Genomic DNA, 23,002 nt, shown 5'->3' with positions numbered 1-23,002 from the left:
AGGTCTTATCTTAAAGTGGAAGTCACAAAAGTGACTCTTAAAGCCATGTCCCTATCAGGTGGGGTAGGTAAGATGGCTGAGTTTCCGGTAGTTTGAATGTCAATGATAATTGCACCTCTTTTTACCGTGTAGGAATAAGTTTCCCCTCCAAATACAAACGGCATAGCACTGTATTCCGGAATCGCATTATCAGTATAAAGCGAAACAATTAAACCGTCATTTAAAAAGGTTTCCTGATTAAGTTCAGGCATATTAATGATTGCGGTTAAAGTAGTGCGATTTGAATTAGGAATCCATTCATTTGGTTTGATCTTTATTTCAATCGTCTCGTTTGGAAGTCCCGGATCAACGATCACTTCCTTCTTGCACGAAGACAGACCTAGTGTGGCCGTGCAAAGTAATAATAGTAATATTTTTCTCATGTGATTTGTGTGTTTGATGTTCGTATAGCAAATCTTTTGCCATAAAAATACAATTCTGTTTTTACTTGTACCGTAGTTAAGTTCGGATACAATATATTGTAATATAGTTATAATCTAGTTAACGAGCGAATTGTAATTAAATAACAAAAGGCCGATCACCGGGGGGTGATACGGCCTTCTATCCAAATCTATAGGGGGGCTATTAATAAGCTGTTATACCAGATACTCAAACAACGTCTGATCGTTGTTCAGTTCAATAATTTCGAACTTAAACTCCTTCATTCTTTGTAATAAAGCATCATAATCTGTTGGTTCTGCCAGTTCAATACCAACTAAGGCAGGACCGTTTTCACGGTTTGTTTTCTTAATGAACTCAAACCTGGTGATGTCGTCATGTGGACCTAAAACATTGTTTACAAATAGTTTTAAAGCTCCCGGACGCTGTGGGAAACGGACAATGAAATAATGTTTCAATCCTTCAAAAAGTAATGATTTCTCTTTGATCTCCTGCATTCTTTCAATATCGTTGTTACCACCACTAACGATACAAACTACCGTTTTACCGATAATTTGATCCTTGATCTGCTCTAAAGAGGCTACTGCCAATGCACCAGCAGGTTCTACCACGATAGCATCCTCATTATACAGTTTCAAAATGGTTGTACAGATTTTTCCTTCCGGAATCAATAACATCTGATCTAACAATTCATTGCAATAGGCAAAAGTAAGGTTACCTACTCTTTTCACAGCGGCACCGTCTACAAAGCGGTCGATATCACCTAATAAAACAGGCGCACCACTATTTAGGGCATGTTTCATAGAAGGCGCACCTTCTGGTTCCACACCAATCAGTTCAATAGCAGGTTTCAGATTTCTCAGATAGCTGCCAACACCTGAAGCCAGGCCACCACCGCCAATCGGCATGATCACCATATCCAATTCCGGAAGGTCTTCGAAAATTTCTACACCTACCGTACCCTGACCTTCGATCACTTTGGTATTGTCAAAAGGAGGGACAAAAGTCATCCCATGCGCTGCGGTATATGCCAGGGCTTCTTTTAAGCAATCGTCAAACGTATCACCTACCAGAATGATCTGAATATGGTCGCCACCAAACATTTCTGTTTGTTTAACCTTTTGTTTAGGGGTAATTTCCGGCATAAAAATAACCCCTTTGATGTTCAGCTTTTTGCAGGAGTGTGCTACACCCTGTGCATGATTTCCAGCACTGGCGCAAACTACACCCTTTGCTACCTGCTCAGGTTCAAGGGTGCTGATCATATTGTAAGCACCCCTTAATTTATAAGAGCGTACCAATTGCAAATCTTCTCTTTTCAGGTAAATATTTGCCTGGTATGTTTTAGAAAGTCCTGCATTATATTCCAAAGGGGTACGTTTTACCGTACCTTTTAATCGTTCTGCTGCCGCCAGAAAATCCAGTATCACTTCTTTTTCTACACTCATTTTAGATAAATTTATTCATTGCATCCAGATAAGCATTGGCCGAAGCTTTTACGATATCTGTACTAAAACCGTAGCCCACATAAGATTTTCCTTCGTAAGAAACCTTCATGTTTACCTTGCTCACATCATCGCTGCCGCCGTGCATTGCCTGAATGGTGAATTCATTTAATAAGATATCCTTGCCAACAATGCTCTGAATCGCTTTAATCGTCGCGTTAACCGGGCCGTTTCCGGTAGCCATCGCTTCTTTCTCCACACCTTCATGTTCTAATCTGATGCTCGCAGTAGGGCTTAATGGATCACCACAAAGTACTTGCAACAAGTTCAGTTTGTAACCATTTTTAACCGCACCTTCTTCGCCATCACTCATTAAGAAAAGAATATCATCATCGCAGATCGTTTTCTTCTCATCCGCTAAGATTAAGAAACGCTCATAAACCTGATCCAGGTTTAAACGGTCGATCTCATAACCTAAACGCTCTAAATGGTGTTTCAAGGCATGGCGACCGCTACGTGCCGTCAAAATGATATCTGCTGAATTTAAACCAACATCCTCAGGATTGATGATCTCATAGTTTTCTCTGTGTTTCAAGAAACCATCCTGGTGAATTCCAGAGCTATGTGCAAAGGCATTCTGACCGATGATCGCTTTGTTCGGTTGTACCGGCATGTGCATCATACGGCTCACCATACCACTGATTTCAGTGAAATGTTTGCTGTTGATGTTGGTCGTTAGATTCAACGCATGGTGTGTTTTCAATACCATGGTGATCTCTTCCAATGCCGTGTTACCTGCACGCTCACCGATACCGTTAATGGTACATTCTACCTGACGGGCACCGTTGATTAAACCTGCAAGACTGTTTGCTGTCGCTAAACCTAAGTCATTGTGACAATGAACAGAGATAATCGCCTGATCAATGTTCTTAACGTTCTCTTTTAAATAAAGAATTTTAGAGCCATATTGATCTGGTAAACAGTAGCCATTCGTATCAGGAATGTTCACTACCGTTGCACCGGCAGCAATTACCGCTTCAATCATTTGCGCTAAATAAGCATTGTCTGCACGACCCGCATCTTCTGCAAAAAACTCAATGTCTTCCACAAACTGCTTCGCATATTTTACTGCTGCAACCGCTCTTTCCAGAATTTCTTCTCTTGTGCTGTTGAATTTGTATTTAATGTGCATATCCGAAGCACCAATTCCAGTATGGATCCTTGGTCTCTTCGCGTATTGTAATGCCGCAACTGCGGAATCAATGTCTTTTCTATTGGCACGTGTTAATGCACAGATAATCGGTTCTCTTATCGCTTTTGATAAGTCTACTACGCTCTGGAAATCTCCAGGACTTGAAATAGGGAAACCAGCTTCAATCACATCTACACCAAGTGCTTCGAGCGCTTTTGCAATTTGAATTTTCTCTGGGCTTGACAACTGGCAGCCCGGTACTTGTTCACCATCACGTAAGGTGGTGTCAAACACATAGACTCTATTAGGATCGTGTAACATAATTCTTGGTGTTTAGTTAGATTTAATATGCTGTGCAATATATTTTAAGACCAATTGTCCCATTTCCTTCGTTCCAAGGATCTGGTCAGGGTTGGTTGTTTCATCGGCAATGTCGCCTGTTCTGTAACCTTCTTTCAATACCTGATCTACGGTATCAATGATCACTTTTGCTTCTTCCAATAGTCCGAAACCGATTTCCAGCATTAGAGAAACAGATAGGATTGATGCCAGTGGATTCGCCAGATTTTTTCCGGTGATGTCATGTGCAGAACCATGGATCGGCTCAAAGAAACCAGTGCTTTCTCCAACAGATGCAGAAGCAAGCATACCCATAGAACCGGCAATTTGTGAAGCCTCATCCGTTAAGATATCACCAAACAAGTTGGCCGTTAATACCACGTCAAACTGCTTAGGATCTTTGATCAATTGCATTGCTGCATTGTCAATGAACATATGAGAAGTTTCTACTTCAGGATATTGTTTTGCTATATTTTGTACGGTTTCTCTCCATAATCTAGAGCTTTCCAATACATTGGCTTTATCTACAGAACAAAGTTTCTTTCTGCGTTTCATCGCAGCTTCGAACGCTTTGTGTGCAATTCTTTCTACCTCATAACGGTGGTAGATCATTAAATCAGAAGCCGTGTTTTTATCTTCGGAACGGGTTTTGTCTCCGAAATAAACATCTCCGGTTAGCTCTCTGAAAAACAGGATATCTGTACCTTTTAATATATTAGCTTTGATGCTGGAAGCATTTAACAACTCATCAAATAATAAAATCGGACGTAAGTTGGCGTACAAACCTAATTCCTTACGGATTTTAAGCAAACCTTGCTCCGGACGAACCTGCAAAGAAGGATCATTGTCATACTTCGCATGGCCAACTGCACCAAAAAGAATCGCATCACTTTTTTGTGCTTTCTCTAAAGTTTCATCAGGTAGAGGACTACCGGTTACTTCAATTGCAGCATGGCCCATTAGTGCCTCATCATAGCTGAAATCATGTCCGAAACCTTTTGCAATCTCTTCTAATACGGCTTTACCCCAGGTAGTGACCTCAGGCCCGATACCATCACCAGGAATGACTAATATATTTTTTTTCATTTTCTAAATGCTTTGTAATAAGTGTTCAACGGATTTTACTGCACCGTCTTCTAATAATATTCTTTTCTCTATGCAGGCCGGAAGTTGTGATTCAAAATGACCAACGTAAATTAACGTGGTGCCATCCTTACACAATTCATCTACCAATCTGTTGAAATGTTGTGTCTGTTGCTGATCTAAACCCTGACAAGGCTCATCAAGGATCAATATTGCTGGTTTTTTGACAATCGTTCTGGCCAGTAAGGTTAAGCGTTGCTTACCTAAAGGCAGCTCGTTCATCAAAGTGTTTTTGTAGGCTGATAATCCGAAATACTGGATCAATTCATCTACCTGGGCATGTTTTGTAGACCCCGGACTGCAATACAATCCTGAGCTGTCATAAAAGCCAGAGGCGATGCTTTGCCAAACGGTAGCAGAAGCGTCGAAATACCAGTGTAACTCCGGTGAGATTAAGCCAATGCGTTCTTTGATCTCCCAGATACTTTCACCAGTTCCTCTTTTATTTCCGAAAAGATAAAAGTTGTTAGCATAAGCCTGAGGATGATCTCCACTGATTAAACTTAACAAAGTTGATTTTCCAGAGCCATTATGACCCTGTAAAAGCCACTTTTCACCAGTTTTCACCTCCCAGTTGATGTTTTTTAACACCTGCTTATCTCCATATCTGATGTTCACATCAATCATTTTGATGATATGATCAGCAGAAGCAGAACCACCATACGGACTATAAGCAGCAGTAGAACCTGAACTATCTTCTTGTTGAAGAAAAGAAGGTAAAGGTTTGATTAATTCTTCCTGTGCTTCATCAAAACCTAAAGGAGCAGCAATTTCCTTTAACTTGCCTTCCTTTAAAACCGCAAAGCGATTAACGGTAGTTGGCAACTCCGTTTCATTACCAATAATGATCAACTGCGTTCCATTTTCCGATACTTCGGTCAATAAATCATTTAAGTTTTCACGGGAACGCTTGTCCAACCCATTATATGGTTGATCCAAAATCAACAACTGAGGTTTAGACCATAAAGCCTTAATCAATTGCAATTTCTTATGCTCCCCACTAGATAACTGTAAAAGCGCAGAATTTTTTAAAGCCGCAAAACCTAAAGCGGTTAAAAGTGGCGATAAAGTATCAAATGAAAGTTGCTGATCCTCCCCAAAGCGCGTTAATTCTGCGATTACTGTAGCGGTAATGGCAGTCGCCAAACTCTGGTAACGCTGTTGATAATAGAAATTAGAAGCCCCCTCAAGATCTTTAAACTGAAACCAGTTGGCCACATAATGTACCTTTGCCGGTAAAGCAGCAGAAAGATCAAAATTCAGCTGTATGTCGCCCTCAAGTGTAGGAATCAAACCAGCAATTGCTTTTGCTAAAGTAGTTTTTCCACTACCACTTTCGCCACATAACAACCAATTGTCATTGCGATTTATCGTCCAGCATAAATCCTGTAAAACAGGCTTTTGCTGATACGCTAAATTAAGGTTGTTGATATGGACGACGGGATTAGACATTATTTTTTTTGTTCAAATTCTTCAATTAAATGCTTTTGGTTCAAGATGAAATCGATATCATCATAACCATTGATTAAGCAGGATTTTTTATAGGCATTGATCTCAAAACCTTCCTGAGCGCCAGTAGCAACGATAGTTACCGTTTGATTTTCTAAATCTACTTCCAGTTCCGCTGCATGGTCTTTTTCAACCGAATTAAAGATCTCTGCTAAGAACGCTTCAGTTACCTGAATAGGCAATAAACCATTGTTCAAGGCATTACCTTTAAAGATGTCAGCAAAGAAGCTGCTGATCACCACATCAAAACCAGCATCCTGAATCGCCCATGCGGCGTGTTCACGACTACTGCCACAACCGAAGTTCTTTCCTGCAACCAGGATTCTTCCGCTGTACGAAGGATTGTTCAATACGAAATCAGTTTTTAAGGTCTGATCACCATTGTAACGCCAGTCGCGAAACAAGTTTTCCCCAAAACCTTCACGCGTAGTCGCCTTTAAGAACCTTGCCGGAATGATCTGATCCGTATCAATATTCTCTATGTTTAAAGGCACAACTGCCGAGGTTAATTTTTCAAATTTTCTCATGATTCTTCGGATTAAGCGTGTACAGGTTCGTTCAATAAAGTTCTTACATCGGTTACCTTACCAGTAATTGCAGCAGCAGCTGCAGTTAGCGGACTGGCTAAAAATGTACGGGAATCCGGACCTTGTCTACCTTCAAAGTTTCTGTTAGAAGTCGAAACACAGTATTTTCCTGCCGGAATTTTATCCTCATTCATCCCTAAACAAGCACTACAGCCTGGCTCACGCAATTGAAAACCTGCCGATTCAAAGATCTTATCCAAACCTTCAGCAATCGCTTGTTGTTCCACTTGTTTAGAACCCGGAACAATCCATGCAATCACATTTTCCGCTTTCTGACGACCTTTTACAAATTCCGCCACTTCACGTAAATCCTCGATTCTTGAATTGGTACAGCTACCGATAAACACGTAATCAATAGCTTTTCCTACCAATTCAGTATCCTCTTCGATGCCCATATAATCCAAAGCCTTCTGGAAAGAAGCCTGTTCAGAAACAGCCTGATCACCTTTAGCAGGGATGTGTGCGGCAATGCCCATACCCATACCCGGATTTGTTCCGTAAGTAATCATCGGGCTGATGTCTGCAGCGTCAAACGTTAATACGCTATCAAATTTCGCATCAGCATCACTATATAATGTTTTCCAGTAAGCAAGCGCTTTATCCCAGGCTTCGCCTGCCGGAGCAAATTCTCTTCCTTTGATATAATCGTATGTGATCTGGTCAGGGGCAATTAAACCTCCTCTGGCACCCATTTCAATACTCATATTACAGATCGTCATTCTCGCTTCCATACTTAAAGCTTCAATCGTCGACCCTGCATATTCGATAAAATAACCTGTACCACCGGCAGCAGATATCTTAGCGATAATATATAGAATAATGTCTTTAGCAGAAACACCTTTACCCAACTCACCGTTCACCTCGATTTTCATCGTTTTCGGTCTTTGTTGCAGCAAACATTGTGTAGCAAAAACCTGCTCCACCTGTGAAGTACCAATACCAAAAGCAATCGCACCGAAAGCACCATGCGTAGAAGTGTGACTATCGCCACAAACCATTGTTTTTCCTGGAAGGGTAATCCCTAATTCCGGACCGATTACATGGACAATCCCTTGAAAAGGGTGACCCAAACCATACAGCTCAATTCCGAATTCAGCACAGTTTTTAGTCAGCATATCCACCTGAAAACGGGAAAGCTCCTCTTTAATCGGTTGTAACTGATTTAAAGTCGGAACGTTATGATCTGCAGTTGCAACAGTTTGTTGCGGACGGAAAACAGGTAAACCTCTTTTGCGTAAACCATCAAATGCCTGAGGTGAAGTTACCTCATGAATCAAATGGGTATCGATATATAAAATATCAGGGAAACCAGCTTCGCTTTTTACAACATGCGCATCCCAAATTTTTTCTACTAATGTTTTTGACATCTTATTTATTGCTTTGTAAATGGCTGAGGCGATAAAAACCTCAGCCATTCAGTTGATATTAGGCAGTTTTAATTGTTTTCATTGCGGTCATCGCTTTTCTCAGCTCTGCACCAACAAGTTCCACCTGATGTGAACGAATCACTTCATTTACTGCAATTAATGCTCTGTTATCCACAGCACCATCTTTACCTTCATTAAAGTTTTTACCTACTAAATCAGTACCTACTTTAGTCATGAAATCAGCAAGTAATGGTTTACAAGCCTGATCAAATAAGTAGCAACCGTATTCAGCAGTATCAGAAATTACGCGGTTCATTTCGAACAATTTCTTACGTGCAATCGTGTTTGCGATTAATGGAGTTTCGTGTAATGACTCGTAGTAAGCCGACTCAGGTTTGATACCTGCTTCAACCATAGTTTCGAAAGCCAATTCAACCCCAGCTCTAACGAAAGCAACCATTAAAGTATAGTTATCGAAATATTCCTGCTCACCGATTTTAACATCACCTGCCGGAGTTTTCTCAAAAGCAGTTTCGCCGGTTGCAGCACGCCATCCCAATAAGTTTTTATCACCATTTGCCCAGTCTTCCATCATGATACGGCTAAATTCACCACTCATGATATCATCCTGATGCTTTTGGAACAATGGGCGCATAATATCTTTCAATTCTTCTGAAACTTCAAAAGCTTTGATTTTAGCTACATTGCTTAATCTGTCCATCATTGCAGTGATACCACCTTGTTTCAAAGCTTCAGTGATCACTTCCACACCATATTGAACCAATTTAGAAGCATAACCCGGATCGATTCCTTTTTCTACCATTTTATCAAATGATAAGATAGAACCAGTTTGCAATAAACCACAAAGAATGGTTTGCTCACCCATTAAATCAGATTTTACTTCCGCAACGAAAGATGATTTTAAAACACCTGCTTTATGGCCACCAGTACCAACGCAATAAGCTTTAGCCTGTAATAAACCTTTTCCTTCCGGATCATTCACAGGGTGTACTGCGATTAAAGTAGGAACACCAAAACCACGTACATATTCTGCTCTTACTTCAGAACCCGGACATTTTGGAGCCACCATAATTACCGTAAGGTCTTCACGGATCTGCATGCCTTCTTCTACAATGTTGAAACCATGTGAATACAATAAAGTAGCACCTTTTTGCATCAATGGCATAACTGCAGTAACTACTGCTGTGTGTTGTTTATCCGGAGTTAGGTTGATCACTACATCTGCTGTAGGAACTAATTCTTCGTAAGTACCAACTGTAAAATTGTTTTCCGTAGCATTTTTCCAGGAATCTCTTTTACCTTCGATAGCTTCTTTACGTAAAGTATAAGAAACATCTAAACCGCTATCTCTTAAATTTAAACCTTGATTTAATCCTTGTGCACCGCAACCGATGATCACCAGTTTTTTTCCTTTAAGTGCATTCACACCATCCAGAAACTCTGAACTGTCCATGAAATCGCATACACCTAATTGGTTTAATTTTTCTCTAAGAGGTAACGTGTTGAAATAATTTGACATCTTTTTATAGTTATTTTGTTGTAAAGGTTCTTTTTAAATTATGTTTATTTTAATGAAGATGCCTAAGCATCAGTTTGGTCATTACATGCTAAATACATTTTTCTCGGCATCCAGGAATTCATTTTCAATCACTTCCTGTCCTGGTTCTCTGCGCTCAAATTCTCTGAGTTTGCGGTTAAAACCATCGCTGTTCTTAATGATCGCTACCCTTGCACTTCTCACAAATTCGATCAGGCCAAACGGTTGTAAAACTTCGATCAGTTTATCCGTTTCTTCACGGTGACCAGTAGTTTCAAAAACCGTATAATCTTTACGGATCACTACCGCTCTTGCACCGTTTTCACGAAGTAAACGTTCTACCGATACCAATTCTGCAATCGTATCTGTTGGCACTTTATAAAGCGCCATTTCCTGCCAGATGATATCCTCGTTCGTATTGAAATATACTTTCAATACCTCTACTTGTTTCTCAATCTGACGAGCCAGTTTACGTACCACATCTTCCGTTTCGGTAATCACGATGTTGAAACGGTGAATGTGCTCAATCTCCGAAGGGGAGGTGTTTAAGCTGTCAATGTTGATTTTTCTTCTCGAAAATATAATGGCAATACGATTCAATAACCCGATTTGATTCTCGGTATATACAGTAATTGTAAATTCCTGTTTTTCATTTATTTCTATATCCTGGGAATTGCTCATGATCTTTAATTATTTAAGTCTGATTTCACTTACACTGCTACCTTGAGGAACCATAGGGAACACATTATGCTCCTGGGCTACCATTACTTCTAAAAGGAAAGAACCTTTATGGTTTAACATTTCCTCTAATGAACTCACTAAATCTTCACGTTCAGAAACTTTTTTACCGGCGATATAATAAGAATCGGCAAGTTTCACGAAATCCGGACTGGTGATGTCCACAAAAGAATAGCGTTTCTCATGGAATAATTGTTGCCATTGGCGAACCATGCCCAGGAATCTGTTATTTAAGATCATGATCTTCACATCAATGCCACTCTGCATGATGGTGCCCAATTCCTGACAAGTCATTTGAAAACCTCCATCACCAATTACTGCAACCACAGTACGGTCTGGAGCACCAAATTTAGCACCGATCGCAGCGGGTAAGCCGAAGCCCATCGTTCCTAAACCACCACTCGTTACATTACTTCTGGTATGGTTAAATTTAGCATAACGACAAGCTACCATTTGATGCTGACCAACGTCAGTCACAATAATAGCTTCCCCTTTAGTCAAAATGTTCAATTGATTGATCACCTCACCCATAGTCAATTCTCCTGTACCAGGATTCAATTCCGGTTCAATCACAACTTCCTGCTCCGTTTTATCGAAAGCTCTGAATTCTGCCAACCAATCGGTATGTTTTTTCTCCTCAACTAAAGCAGTTAAAAGCGGTAAAGTTTCTTTACAATCTCCCCAAACCGGAACATCAGCTTTCACGTTTTTATCAATCTCAGCAGGGTCAATATCTAAGTGAATTACTTTCGCTTGTTTCGCATACTTGTCTAAACGGCCGGTTACACGGTCATCGAAACGCATACCGATGGCAATTAGTACATCACAAGAATTGGTCTGTACATTAGGACCATAGTTACCGTGCATACCCAACATCCCAACATTTAAAGGGTGGTCAGTAGCAATCGCACCAGCACCTAAGATCGTCCATGCCGCAGGAATACCGCTTTTTTCTACGAAAGCTTTAAATTCCTGTTCTGCAAATCCTAAAGAAACTCCCTGACCGAACAAGATGAAAGGTTTTTTAGCGGCATTAATTAATTTAGCAGCCTCCTCAATATATTCTTTACGAACATTTGGTTTTGGACGGTAGCTACGTACGTGATCACAAGGAACATATCCTGCGTAATCGAACATTTGTAACTGCGCGTTTTTAGTGATATCGATCAAAACCGGACCCGGTCTGCCACTACGTGCAATGTAAAAAGCTTTCGCTAATACCGCAGGAATCTCGTTAGCATCCGTAATCTGGTAGTTCCATTTCGTTACCGGAGTGGTAATGTTAATCACATCCGTTTCCTGGAAAGCATCCGTACCTAATAAGTGTGCATACACCTGACCGGTGATACAAACCATCGGCGTGCTGTCGATCTGTGCATCTGCCAAACCTGTTACCAGATTGGTAGCACCCGGACCACTCGTTGCAAATACGACACCCACTTTTCCAGAAGTACGTGCATAACCTTGTCCGGCATGCGTACCGCCTTGCTCATGGCGTACTAAAATATGTTTTAATTTCTCTTTGTAATCGTATAACGCATCATAAATAGGCATGATGGCACCACCTGGATAACCAAAAATGGTATCCGTACCTTCTGCGATTAGTCCTTCCAATAAAGCCACAGAACCAGAAACATTTACTGTTTTCTTAGGTTCCGTTAAGGTGGTTGCTTCCTCTTGTGCTATGTCCATTGTGTTTCTTTTAAGTATGGGGTTTCTTAAATTGATTAGTGAGTGTAGGCATCAGTAACACAGCCTTCGCTGGCGTCACTTACTTGTTTCAGGTATTTGTAAAGCACACCGCCTTTTACCGGTGGTGGCAATTGTTTCCAGACTGCTTTACGGTTTTCCATTTCTTCTTCCGTAATCTGAAGGTGTAAAGTGTTGTTTACAGCATCAATAATGATGATATCATTGTCGTGCACAAAAGCGATATTTCCACCATCCCATGCTTCAGGAGTAATGTGACCTACCACAAAACCATGCGTACCACCAGAGAAACGACCATCAGTAATTAAAGCAACTGACTTTCCTAAACCTGCACCTATAATAGCAGAAGTTGGTTTCAACATTTCAGGCATACCAGGCGCGCCCTTAGGACCAACCTGTCTGATCACCACCACATCACCTTTTTTCACTTTACCACTTTGAATTCCTGCGATTAGTGATTTCTCACCGTCAAATACACGCGCCGGACCTTCAAATCTTTCTCCCTCTTTACCAGAAATCTTTGCTACCGAACCTTTTTCTGCGATGTTACCATATAGCATTTGAAGGTGACCAGTTGCTTTGATCGGGTTAGTTACCGGAAGAATTACTTTTTGAGTATCAAAATTTAAGTCTAAAGCCGCTTCAACGTTTTCAGCAAGCGTTTTCCCAGTTACAGTGATACAGTCGCCATGAATCAATCCTACTTTCAAAAGATATTTTAAAATGGCAGGAACACCACCAATCTCATGAACATCTTCCATTAAATACTGACCACTAGGTTTCAAATCTGCCAATACAGGAGTAGAATTACTGATCGCCTGGAAATCTTCCAGTTTCAAGGTTAATCCTACTGATTTTGCCATCGCGATTAAATGCAATACTGCATTTGTAGAACCGCCCAATACCATCACCGTAACAATCGCATTGTGAAATGCTTTCTCCGTCATGATATCCGAAGGAAGGATGTTTTTCTCTAATAAAACACGGATGGCTTTACCAGCATGTAAACATTCAGCTTTCTTTTCCTCGCTTAATGCAGGGTAAGAAGAGCTATAAGGTAAGCTCATTCCTAAAGCTTCAATAGCCGAAGCCATGGTATTTGCCGTGTACATACCGCCACAAGCACCTGCGCCCGGACAAGTATTGCGAATGATACCCTGGAAATCTTCTTCATCTAAATTTCCTGCTAACTTCTCGCCAAGGGCTTCAAAAGCAGAAACGATGTTTAAAGTCTTTCCTTTATATTTTCCGGAGTGGATACTACCACCATATACCATAATCGCAGGGCGATTTAATCTGCCCATGGCCATGATAGAACCCGGCATGTTTTTATCACAACCTGGTAATGCAATCACGCCATCGTAATATTGTCCACCACAAATGGTTTCAATTGAATCTGCAATCACATCTCTGGAAACCAAAGAATAACGCATTCCATCTGTACCGTTAGACATACCATCGCTTACGCCGATGGTATTGAAGGTTAAACCGACCATTCCGTTATCCCAGACACCATCTTTAACAATTTTGGCTAAATCATTTAGGTGCATGTTGCAGGTGTTTCCATCGTATCCCATACTTGCAATGCCGACCTGGGCTTTGTCCATATCTTCTTTGGTCAAGCCAATTCCGTATAACATGGCCTGTGCAGCAGGTTGGGTTGGGTCCTGCGTGAATACTTTACTGTAGCGGTTTAATTCTGGTGATTGTGACATATTAATATTATATGATTACTTCGTAATTTTGTTTTTCTAACACTAAACATTTGTAAGTGCGTTGTATAGTGGCACCAACACTATCAGTCCATCTCAATGGGAACTGATATTCATCTACTGATGCAATTCCTGCAATCTCTGTAGCGGTTCCACAGAAGAAAGCGCTGTCTGCATGTTTCAAGTCAGTTACCGACAAGTGTTTTTCTATGATTTCGATATCCAGTATGTGGCATAGCTCAATCACAGTAGCACGGGTAATTCCTGCAAGGATATTACCCAGCGGTGGTGTATATAATTTTCCGTTTTTCTCAATGAAGATGTTTGCGCCTGAACCTTCGGCGATGTTGCCATGCATATCTAATAAAAGGGCTTCATCAAATCCATTACGTTTTGCTTCTGTAGTGGCTAGGATGGAATTCACATAGTTGCCACTTACTTTAGCTTCAATAGGAGAGGACTTTGGATTTGGACGTTCATAGCTGGAGATACCAACTTTTAACTGGCCATTACCTAAATAAGCACCCCATTCCCAGGCACAGATCATAATAGAGACTTCTGTAGCTGCAACCAACGACATATTCGGTGCACAGGTAACCAATGGGCGGATATAAGCATCTTTCAGGTTATTCAATTGAAGTAACTTATACGTTTGCTTAATCAAATCATTAACATCCCATGGAAAAGGCATGTTTACCAATTCTGCCGATCTTTTCAATCTTTCGAAATGTTCTCTGGCCTTAAATATTCTGGTTCCGTTATGTGTCTGGTAGGCCCTGATTCCTTCAAATACAGCATAACCATAGTGCAGCGATTGCCCGTAGATATCGGCAGTCGTGTTGGCGGCTTTGTGGAACTTGCCGTCTAAGTATAACACTGTGTTTGAATTAAAGTATTTCATTGGTTTAGGCTCTAGGTATAGTGTTGGTTCTGGTATTGGTTCATTAAAAAAGCGCCACTTGTGGGGGGCGCTTGAGTTTATTTTTGTATTTAAAATATTCTATTGCAGCGCCTTATCCTTCTGAATTACCAGCAGAAGAATCACATTAATAATGACAATAATTAAGGCGGTGATGTTAAAGTTCATTTTAGGTCTTGTATTAATCAGCTTTATTTGTTGTTGCTTTGTAAATCCAATTTAGTCGTTGTGATCTATACTATCAATAGCTATACAAAAATAAATGAAAAAAAATATAATTCTTGTATTCGTTTAATTAAACAAATATAATTTCTGAAAATAAGGTGTTTTAACTTCTTTACGTGGATGCTACTATACCAATTATGATATTGGTATTCGGTATGGGTGTTATGCTTGCATTGTATTCCAGGTCATTTTCTGCCTAAAATCGGAGAATGGTCAAAAAATTTGAAGAAAATACGACTAAAAAATGGGTAGGTGACCAAATAAAAATTGGTGGCTTTCCAGACTAAAATAACCGGATCAAAAAACAGCTATTTTTATAACAGGGGAGAGCCATAGCCCGCAGAAATTGTAAACCCATAAAATCCGCTGCTCAAAAATCAGGGCACAAAAAAAAGGATGTCGTTTCGGACATCCTTTTTTTTATTATGCTTTAAATATTAAGCAACCCCTTCGGCTAGAACAATAATCTTGTTTTTCAAAACCTCTACTACGCCACCTTTAATATTAAAGGTTTGAGTACCTGTATTAGTTTTAACAATTACTGGACCGTCTTCTAAGGTTGAGATAATAGGAGCATGGTCATGCAAAATTTGAAATGAACCCATGGTACCTGGTACAGTAACAGCTGTTACTTCGCCTTCAAAGACTTTTTTATCTGGTGTTAATATTTCTAGTGTCATATTCAAAGTGTATGCGCTTTAATTAAGCGTTTGCTTCAGCTAATAGTTTTTTACCTTTTTCGATTGCATCTTCGATACCACCTACTAAGTTAAATGCAGCCTCTGGATATTCATCAACTTCACCATCCATAATCATGTTAAATGCTTTGATGGTATCTTTAATGTCAACCAACACACCTTTTAAGCCTGTAAATTGCTCAGCTACGTGGAATGGTTGAGATAAGAAACGTTGAACACGACGCGCACGGTGAACGATTAATTTATCCTCTTCAGATAATTCGTCCATACCTAAGATCGCGATGATATCCTGTAACTCTTTGTAACGTTGTAAGATTTCTTTCACTCGTTGTGCAGTGTTATAGTGTTCGTCACCTAATACCGCTGGAGATAAGATTCTTGAAGTTGAATCCAATGGATCCACCGCAGGATAAATACCTAGCTCAGAGATTTTACGAGACAATACTGTAGTTGCATCTAAGTGGGCAAACGTTGTAGCCGGAGCTGGATCCGTTAAATCATCCGCAGGTACATAAACAGCCTGTACAGATGTAATTGATCCACGTTTAGTTGAAGTAATACGTTCCTGCATTAATCCCATCTCTGTTGCCAGAGTTGGTTGGTAACCTACCGCAGAAGGCATACGACCTAAAAGTGCCGATACTTCAGAACCTGCCTGAGTGAAACGGAAGATATTGTCAACGAAGAAAAGAATGTCTTTTCCAGCGCCTTCGCCATCACCATCACGGAAGTATTCTGCAACTGTTAATCCTGATAAAGCTACACGAGCACGAGCACCAGGAGGTTCGTTCATCTGACCGAATACCAATGTTGCTTTAGAGTCTTTTAGTTTTTCAGTGTCAACCTTGCTTAAATCCCATCCGCCTTTTTCCATAGAATGAAGGAACTCTTCACCATAGTTGATTACACCAGATTCGATAAACTCACGTAAAAGGTCATTACCTTCACGTGTACGCTCACCTACACCAGCAAATACTGATAAACCAGCATACGCTTTCGCGATGTTGTTTACCAACTCCATGATCAATACAGTTTTACCAACACCAGCACCACCGAATAAACCAATCTTACCACCTTTAGCGTAAGGCTCTAATAAATCGATTACTTTGATACCAGTAAATAGTACTTCTGATTCAGTTGATAGCTCGTCAAATCTTGGCGGAGCATTGTGGATTGGTCTACCGTTAGTTTTATCAATCGTGTTGATACCATCGATAGCATCACCAACAACATTGAATAGACGACCTTTAATCTGATCACCAACAGGCATTTTGATAGGTGCGCCAGTATCTACTGCTTTCATGCCACGAACCAAACCGTCGGTTGAGTCCATTGCAATTGCACGTACGCGGTCTTCACCAAGATGTTGTTGAACTTCTAAAACGACCTTTTGACCGTTTTCTTTTTCAATCTCTAATGCAGAGAAAATTTGAGGTAAATGAGCATCGTCAGCAAAACTCACGTCAACTACCGGTCCTATAATCTGCGCTATTTTTCCAATGTTAGGCATATATTGTTTTGGGTAAAATTATAAATATCAAAATGTTAAAGGCCGTTTTTAGAGCCCACAATTCGGTTTGCAAAGTTAAGATTTTTCAACATAAATTGCATATATAAATAAAAAGTTTTTCCACAGTTTTTAAATCAATATTTTAGCGGGTATAAATCAAGGTAGAAACAAGCCCTTTTTGACGTTAAAAAGAGAGTTTCTGACTCGGATTATACCTCATCAGGAAATAGCAAAAATTCATGAAAACAATACTAGTAACGGGTAGCAATGGCCTTTTAGGGCAGAAAATCACGGAAAGAGTGCTCGCAACAAAACAATTTAATCTTATTGCGACCGCAAAAGGGGGGAACCGTTACCCAATTAAAGAAGGATATATTTATGCAGAAATGGATATCCTGAATGCCGCAAATGTGGAAGAAATTGTTTCGAAATATAAACCCGATGCCATCATTCATACCGCAGCAATGACCAATGTGGATACTTGCGAAGATCAAAAAGAGCAGGCTTATGCCCTAAATGTGGCAGCAGTGGAAACACTTATTGGCGTTTGTGAAAAGTATGATGTCCAGTTGATACACTTATCCACCGACTTCGTCTTTGATGGTTTAAATGGCCCTTACGATGAAGAAGCGCCTACCTGCCCCCTAAGTTATTACGGACAAACCAAAGTAGAAGCCGAAGAAGCATTAAAACAGTCTAAAATCAAATGGGCAGCTTTAAGAACCATTATTGTATATGGTATCGTGAGCGACATGAGCCGTAGTAATATTATATTGTGGGCTAAAGGTGCTTTAGAAAAAGGACAACCTATTAATGTAGTCAACGATCAATGGCGCATGCCAACACTCGCAGAAGATCTGGCCGATTGCTGCTTACTTGCCGTAGAAAAAAATGCGCAAGGTATATATAATGCCTCAGGGAAAGATATGATGAGTATCTCTGAGCTGGTGGCTAAAGTTGCTGATTTCTGGAACCTTGATAAAGGGCTGATAAAAGAGATTTCTGCCGAAACCTTAAACCAAACCGCTAAACGCCCGGCAAAGACAGGCTTTATCTTAGATAAAACCATCCGTGACCTGGGTTATGCACCACACAGCTTTGAAGAAGGCCTGGAATTATTAAATCAACAATTACTAGCAATAGAAACCGTTTAAACTATAAAACAAATACATTATGGCATTACAAGTTGGCGATCAAGCCCCGGATTTTAAATTATTCAGCTCAGACCTGAAAGAAGTTTCCTTAGCGGATTATAAAGGCAGAAAATTGGTCATCCATTTCTTCCCATTGGCTTTCACAGGTGTATGTACTGCACAGTTATGTACCATGAGAGATAGCTTCGGTTATTATGAAGGTATGAATGCAGATGTAGTTGGTATCTCTGTGGATTCTCCTTTTACTCTGGCTAAATTTAAAGAAGATCAAAGCTACCAGTTCCCTTTACTTTCTGATTTTAACAAGGAAGTATCGCAGGCTTACGGTGCTTTTTACGAAGATTTCGCCTTTAATATGAAAGGAATTTCAAAAAGAGCAGCTTTTGTCATCAATGAAGAAGGAAAAATTATCCATGCAGAAGTATTGGAAGATGCAGGGAATATGCCTGATTTTGACGCAATTAAACGCTCAATTGAAGCCTAATCGCAGTTTTTAAGAAGTAGTGTTTGAAGTTTTTTTTAAATAAAGTTTGTATTTTCAATTTCAAACACTACTTTTGCAGTCCAATAACGAAACAACGTTTAAAGGAAATGCATTTGTAGCTCAATTGGATAGAGCATCTCACTACGGATGAGAAGGTTTGGGGTTCGAATCCCTACAAGTGCACGAAAAACCTTAGAGTAATCTAAGGTTTTTTTTGTTGACTTCTTCGATTACAGGTTGTAAAACCCATATCGATACAACACAAATGACAATTGCATTTGTAGCTCAATTGGATAGAGCATCTCACTACGGATGAGAAGGTTTGGGGTTCGAATCCCTACAAGTGCACAGAACAAAAGCCTCAGAGAAATCTAAGGCTTTTTGCGTTTATAGTATTTGATGTTATCTGCAGTGTTCCTACAGCTGAGATTGGAACATTGGCAGATCTAAATCGAAACCGTTACAAATTGTACAGTTACTCTTCGGCTAACTGATTCACCGCCCAGCCAATTTCCGGTTTCACATTAAACGTAGTTTTATCTTGTTTAATACCCATAAATCCGGCCCAGAATTCCATCTTTAAAGTCTTCTGGATCGTTCCGGTATTATCCTTTATCTCGAAAATAAACGGCACAATGGCTAACTCCCTTGGTAAAACATTGATGCTTTTAATCTCTTTGAAATCCGATCTTCCTAAAGACAAAGCGCCAGGGGGATTAATGTTAATTTCAGTAACATTAAGATTAGGCTGCACAACTCCATGCTTCGCGAAGTAGTCTGCTGGCGCTGAAGAAGGGGAGACCTTATGATAGGGATAAAATTTTAATAGCCAACCATCAATGCCATCATATGAACCATATGCTCCGGCAGTATGGTATTTAACCATATTCATCCAGAATTGCTTATCAAGATTTCCTTTTTTGGTATCAATGATCTTCTGAATAACGGGTTTCAATTCCGATGTCCACCATTTCAGGTCGTATTTAGCCAGGTAATCCAGGCGAGTCAGTATCTTTTCCCAGTCTTTAACACTTCCTTCAACGGTTACTTCAGAAATACCGCAACCCATCATTACGACCTTGTAATTGAAAAACTCCTTCATAGACTCCATGATCGTAATTTGACTTGCCACCAAGGAAGTTGCTGTGGTCGTCGTAAAATCAGCCGACAAGTTCCCGATCAATTCTTTTCCCGTAAAGTCCGAAATCTGCGCGGTAAATTCAGGGAATACGGAGTCCCAGGGGAAATCTGACAGGCTTTTCAATCCTTCTATATTCCGTTGCACTATTAATGTTTTTTTTCCTTTGAACTTGACCAATCGCTTTCTGATTTTCTCCGGATCACTGTTCACATGATTGGCGAATCCCTGACAAATCAATAACCAGGCAATATCCGGACTGATCGTCACCGGATAATGGTTCTGGTAAGATTGTAAATAACCTACCATGACCGGGTGTGTTCCAAAATCCACCAGGTTATCCATGTCCGAAATCTTTATCAGGTTCTTTTTGGTGTTTTTGAACAATAAACTGTTACTGGGAACTGCCCTTAGTAATTTTTCGGCCTTACTCAATTCTTCAATTTTATATGTTTCCGATTGAGCGTATAGCTTACCAACGGCAAGCGTAAGAGTGAGGATCAAAATGTAAACTTTGTTCATTGCAAATATTTGGTGAAGCGTTAATGTTATTTAAACATAAGGATATTTTTTTGCAATAAATACGACTCTCAGCGCTGACCACTTATCTGTTACCATCCACCGCCGCCTCCGCCGCCACCTCCTCCACCAGAAGAACCGCCACCACTGCTTCCAGAGCTCCAGCTTGAACTACCAGAAGATCCGGAAGAAGAACCTGTATCGGGCTTACTATCACTGACCGCGCTGCTAAATGGCACCATAAAACCTTTGGTAATCTGAGGATAATAGAATTTGTCGCCTTCATACCAATCAGGACAATAATCGGCGGCATTGAGCAGTGCTTCAAATTTGGCTCCCCAGGCATTTTCTACATCTAATGCAAGCGCATAAGGCAAGAATTTTTCAAACAATTCCGGGGTATGTTCTGGCGGATTCAATAGGTTTAAGCGATGTTCCTCTGCCGTTTCCAGATACATTTTAAATCCTTTGATCTTACTGATCGCATCGGTTCCAATTGTTGTAGGGGCTTTGATCAGATAAATATATAACACATACATCGTTATGCTGACGCCAATAAATACGAGCGAAACGATGGGCAATTTGCCCAGGTTAGTCAGCAGCATGTACAGCGGAGCACCACCGAAGCCTGCTCCCCAAATGATCAGGAAAATTCCTACAGGTATAGATTCGCGGATCATTTTGAATCCTCCAAAGAAGCAAAATCCTCCGATAAGGATAAATGGAAGGAAAAAAAGCATCATCAAAGGCGTACCAGTTTCTACAAAAACCATGAATACAACAAATGCAGCCAGGGTAATCAGCGTCGATTTGATTAAATGTTTTTTATAACTAATGAAGAAACTTTTTAAGTCAAGCTGTGGCTTCAATCGGTCACTATGTGCATTTTTTGCGGCATTGATGGTCGATCCATTCGATTTATTGATGTATATCCTGTTTCTTTTGTTAAAGAAGCGAACGTAAATGGCATCTTCTTCTTTCGACAGTACATCTGTTGAACCCGTTGATTTTTCAACAGCGTAATCTTCTTTTTTAGGATCCGCCACTCCTTTGCTGATCTTGATGACTTTTTTAACAGCCATATTGATGACTGAGATGGCAAAAGACTTATCATCTATTTTTTTGATGTAAAAATAACGGAGCAGGGCTGGGGACCAATCATTTGGAATATTAAAACTAGGAATGATAACCGGCTCCTGAGGATCACGTCCATAACGCGACCAGCTGATGTAATAGTAAGTTCCAAGACCAACCAGCAGCAGTAGTGTCAGGGTTATTTTCAGGTAGTCCTGGTAAAAAAGTTCGAAATTAGAGGGCCTGTGTATGATTCCTTTGGTAAAAGCGGAGGCCACAGTGAATCCACTTCCTGAGGGCAGACTTTCTGTAGTTTGAAAGCTGATAGAATGGTCGGGATTGATGGTAATGCTGCAGTTTTTGCCCGTTGAACCACCAGTGCCAGTATAACAAGCGGTATTTCCTGGTAGCGCTCCCTCAGGAAGGACAATGGTCGCAGAGGCTTTTTCTATTTCAAAATCCCAGTCATTACCCGTAACATTCCAGTAAATCTCATCATAGTTTCTAAAGAAACCAACCTGTCCTTTAGTCTGGTAATTGATTTCATAAGTATAGATACCTGGATCAAGGATTATATCCTCATCTCCCATATAGATACTGCGGACGCTGCCATCGTTTTTGGTCTTGTAGTTTTCCTTCTTCCCATCTTTTAAAATGCTGGTTATCTTAAAATCTGCAGATTTTCTGTCTCCAAATATATCTTTCCGATAAACCGGGATGCTCCTCACAATACCGCGTTTAATTTGGGAACCAGATACATAAACCTTGATTTTTTCAGACAGGTACATCATGCCTGAGGTGTCAATCCTGATGTCGCTATGAAAAGAAATGATTCTTTCCCTATGGTTTTCCTGCTCGTTTTGTGCGGTAAGTGCTTCCTGCGCTAAAGTTTTGGTGAATAAAGCAGGAAGGAGCAGGAATATCAGTAATACACTAAGCAGCGTAAATAGCGATCTTATTTTCATATTCATGATTTAAAAAGAAACCTTTACCGGTTCGCGTTCTGAAGCATTGTTTATTTCGAAAAATATGCCGTTTTCGAATCCAAAGATGGAGGCAACAAGGTTGGAAGGGAAGGATTGAACCTGTATATTGTTCTCCCTCACTGTGCCGTTGTAATATCTTCTGGAGAGTTCAATTTCAGATGCTATGGTTTCCAGTTGGGTTTGGAGCAGTTGGAAATTGGTGTTTGCTTTCAAATCAGGATAGTTCTCAGCCAGGAGCATCAATCTGCTGATGTTTTCTGAAAGATGGTTCTCTGTATCGATTTTCTCTTGATTTTCCCGGGCCTGAATCGCCTCATTACGCAGGCGAACAAGATCTTGCATCAGTTTTTGTTCATGACTGGCATAAGCTTTAACAGTTTCAACGAGATTAGGAATCAATTCATATCGTTTCTTTAAATACACATCAATCCCGCTCCAGGCTTCTTTCATCCTGTTTTTCTTGTTCACAAGGGTGTTGTAATAAAATATGCAGCCGAATATCAGCAGGCAAATCAGGGCGATTAAGATATATAACATAGGTAAGAGAAAGATAGAAA

Annotated in this window: 19 protein-coding genes and 2 tRNA genes; 4 read left to right on the top strand and 17 right to left on the bottom strand. The window is 40.3% G+C overall.

The window, feature by feature from the left end:
- Positions 1-5: 5 nt before the first annotated feature.
- From R2Q66_RS16130 to atpD, 14 genes are all read right to left on the bottom strand, one after another.
- A complete protein-coding gene (locus tag R2Q66_RS16130; RefSeq protein WP_316750822.1) occupies positions 6-422 on the bottom strand; it encodes a hypothetical protein in 417 nt (138 codons plus the stop codon).
- A 213-nt stretch (positions 423-635) separates the two neighbouring features.
- Positions 636-1,886, bottom strand: coding sequence for a threonine ammonia-lyase IlvA (gene ilvA / locus R2Q66_RS16125; protein WP_316750820.1), 1,251 nt, complete (start codon positions 1,884-1,886; stop codon positions 636-638).
- 1 nt (position 1,887) lies between these two features.
- A complete protein-coding gene (locus R2Q66_RS16120) occupies positions 1,888-3,396 on the bottom strand; it encodes a 2-isopropylmalate synthase (protein ID WP_316750818.1) in 1,509 nt (502 codons plus the stop codon).
- A gap of 12 nt (positions 3,397-3,408) precedes the next feature.
- Positions 3,409-4,500: a 3-isopropylmalate dehydrogenase gene (gene leuB, locus R2Q66_RS16115; protein ID WP_316750816.1), complete on the bottom strand. Its 1,092-nt coding sequence runs from the start codon at positions 4,498-4,500 to the stop codon at positions 3,409-3,411.
- 3 nt (positions 4,501-4,503) lie between these two features.
- Positions 4,504-6,009: an ATP-binding cassette domain-containing protein gene (locus tag R2Q66_RS16110; protein ID WP_316750813.1), complete on the bottom strand. Its 1,506-nt coding sequence runs from the start codon at positions 6,007-6,009 to the stop codon at positions 4,504-4,506.
- Positions 6,009-6,593, bottom strand: coding sequence for a 3-isopropylmalate dehydratase small subunit (leuD, locus tag R2Q66_RS16105; RefSeq protein ID WP_316750811.1), 585 nt, complete (start codon positions 6,591-6,593; stop codon positions 6,009-6,011). The genes R2Q66_RS16110 and leuD overlap by 1 nt, the downstream gene beginning before the upstream one ends.
- 11 nt (positions 6,594-6,604) lie before the next feature.
- Positions 6,605-8,020 (bottom strand): 3-isopropylmalate dehydratase large subunit, encoded by a 1,416-nt coding sequence (leuC, locus tag R2Q66_RS16100; protein WP_316750809.1) that lies wholly within the window; start codon positions 8,018-8,020, stop codon positions 6,605-6,607.
- Between the two features lie 58 nt (positions 8,021-8,078).
- Positions 8,079-9,560, bottom strand: a complete 1,482-nt coding sequence (ilvC, locus tag R2Q66_RS16095) for a ketol-acid reductoisomerase (RefSeq protein ID WP_316750807.1) — start codon at positions 9,558-9,560, stop codon at positions 8,079-8,081.
- An 81-nt stretch (positions 9,561-9,641) separates the two neighbouring features.
- Positions 9,642-10,259 (bottom strand): acetolactate synthase small subunit, encoded by a 618-nt coding sequence (gene ilvN / locus R2Q66_RS16090; RefSeq protein WP_316750805.1) that lies wholly within the window; start codon positions 10,257-10,259, stop codon positions 9,642-9,644.
- 9 nt (positions 10,260-10,268) lie between these two features.
- Complete coding sequence (gene ilvB, locus R2Q66_RS16085) at positions 10,269-12,008, bottom strand: biosynthetic-type acetolactate synthase large subunit (protein ID WP_316750803.1); 1,740 nt, start codon at positions 12,006-12,008, stop codon at positions 10,269-10,271.
- A 35-nt stretch (positions 12,009-12,043) separates the two neighbouring features.
- A complete protein-coding gene (gene ilvD, locus R2Q66_RS16080) occupies positions 12,044-13,741 on the bottom strand; it encodes a dihydroxy-acid dehydratase (protein WP_316750801.1) in 1,698 nt (565 codons plus the stop codon).
- Between the two features lie 7 nt (positions 13,742-13,748).
- Positions 13,749-14,639 carry a branched-chain amino acid transaminase gene (locus R2Q66_RS16075; protein WP_316750799.1) on the bottom strand — a complete coding sequence of 297 codons (891 nt, stop codon included), beginning with the start codon at positions 14,637-14,639 and terminating at the stop codon, positions 13,749-13,751.
- Positions 14,640-15,319: 680 nt separating this feature from the next.
- On the bottom strand, positions 15,320-15,562 hold the full coding sequence (atpC, locus tag R2Q66_RS16070; protein WP_265841115.1) for an ATP synthase F1 subunit epsilon: 243 nt from the start codon (positions 15,560-15,562) through the stop codon (positions 15,320-15,322).
- A 22-nt stretch (positions 15,563-15,584) separates the two neighbouring features.
- Complete coding sequence (atpD, locus tag R2Q66_RS16065) at positions 15,585-17,090, bottom strand: F0F1 ATP synthase subunit beta (protein ID WP_265841116.1); 1,506 nt, start codon at positions 17,088-17,090, stop codon at positions 15,585-15,587.
- 239 nt (positions 17,091-17,329) lie between these two features.
- On the opposite strand from atpD, the gene R2Q66_RS16060 reads away from it, so the two are divergent.
- The 4 genes from R2Q66_RS16060 to R2Q66_RS16045 all read left to right on the top strand — a co-directional run bounded on the left by R2Q66_RS16060 (position 17,330) and on the right by R2Q66_RS16045 (position 19,076).
- On the top strand, positions 17,330-18,244 hold the full coding sequence (locus R2Q66_RS16060) for an SDR family oxidoreductase (protein ID WP_316750795.1): 915 nt from the start codon (positions 17,330-17,332) through the stop codon (positions 18,242-18,244).
- 19 nt (positions 18,245-18,263) lie between these two features.
- On the top strand, positions 18,264-18,728 hold the full coding sequence (locus R2Q66_RS16055) for a redoxin domain-containing protein (RefSeq protein ID WP_316750793.1): 465 nt from the start codon (positions 18,264-18,266) through the stop codon (positions 18,726-18,728).
- Between the two features lie 109 nt (positions 18,729-18,837).
- A tRNA-Arg gene (locus tag R2Q66_RS16050) sits at positions 18,838-18,911 on the top strand.
- A gap of 91 nt (positions 18,912-19,002) precedes the next feature.
- Positions 19,003-19,076, top strand: a tRNA-Arg gene (locus R2Q66_RS16045).
- Positions 19,077-19,203: 127 nt separating this feature from the next.
- Here the strand turns inward: R2Q66_RS16045 and R2Q66_RS16040 are convergent.
- From R2Q66_RS16040 to R2Q66_RS16030, 3 genes are all read right to left on the bottom strand, one after another.
- The gene (locus tag R2Q66_RS16040) at positions 19,204-20,388 is read right to left on the bottom strand and encodes a DUF4419 domain-containing protein (protein WP_316750791.1); all 1,185 of its coding nucleotides are present in this window, start codon (positions 20,386-20,388) and stop codon (positions 19,204-19,206) included.
- A gap of 89 nt (positions 20,389-20,477) precedes the next feature.
- Positions 20,478-22,424 (bottom strand): DUF2207 domain-containing protein, encoded by a 1,947-nt coding sequence (locus R2Q66_RS16035; RefSeq protein ID WP_316750789.1) that lies wholly within the window; start codon positions 22,422-22,424, stop codon positions 20,478-20,480.
- 9 nt (positions 22,425-22,433) lie between these two features.
- Positions 22,434-22,982, bottom strand: coding sequence for a LemA family protein (locus R2Q66_RS16030; protein WP_316750787.1), 549 nt, complete (start codon positions 22,980-22,982; stop codon positions 22,434-22,436).
- Positions 22,983-23,002 lie beyond the last annotated feature (20 nt).

The sequence above is a fragment of the Pedobacter gandavensis genome (assembly GCF_032677645.1).
GTDB lineage: Bacteria > Bacteroidota > Bacteroidia > Sphingobacteriales > Sphingobacteriaceae > Pedobacter > Pedobacter gandavensis_A.
The sequence above is the reverse complement of the archived record's forward strand: the minus strand, read 5'-3'. Positions and strand labels throughout refer to the sequence as shown.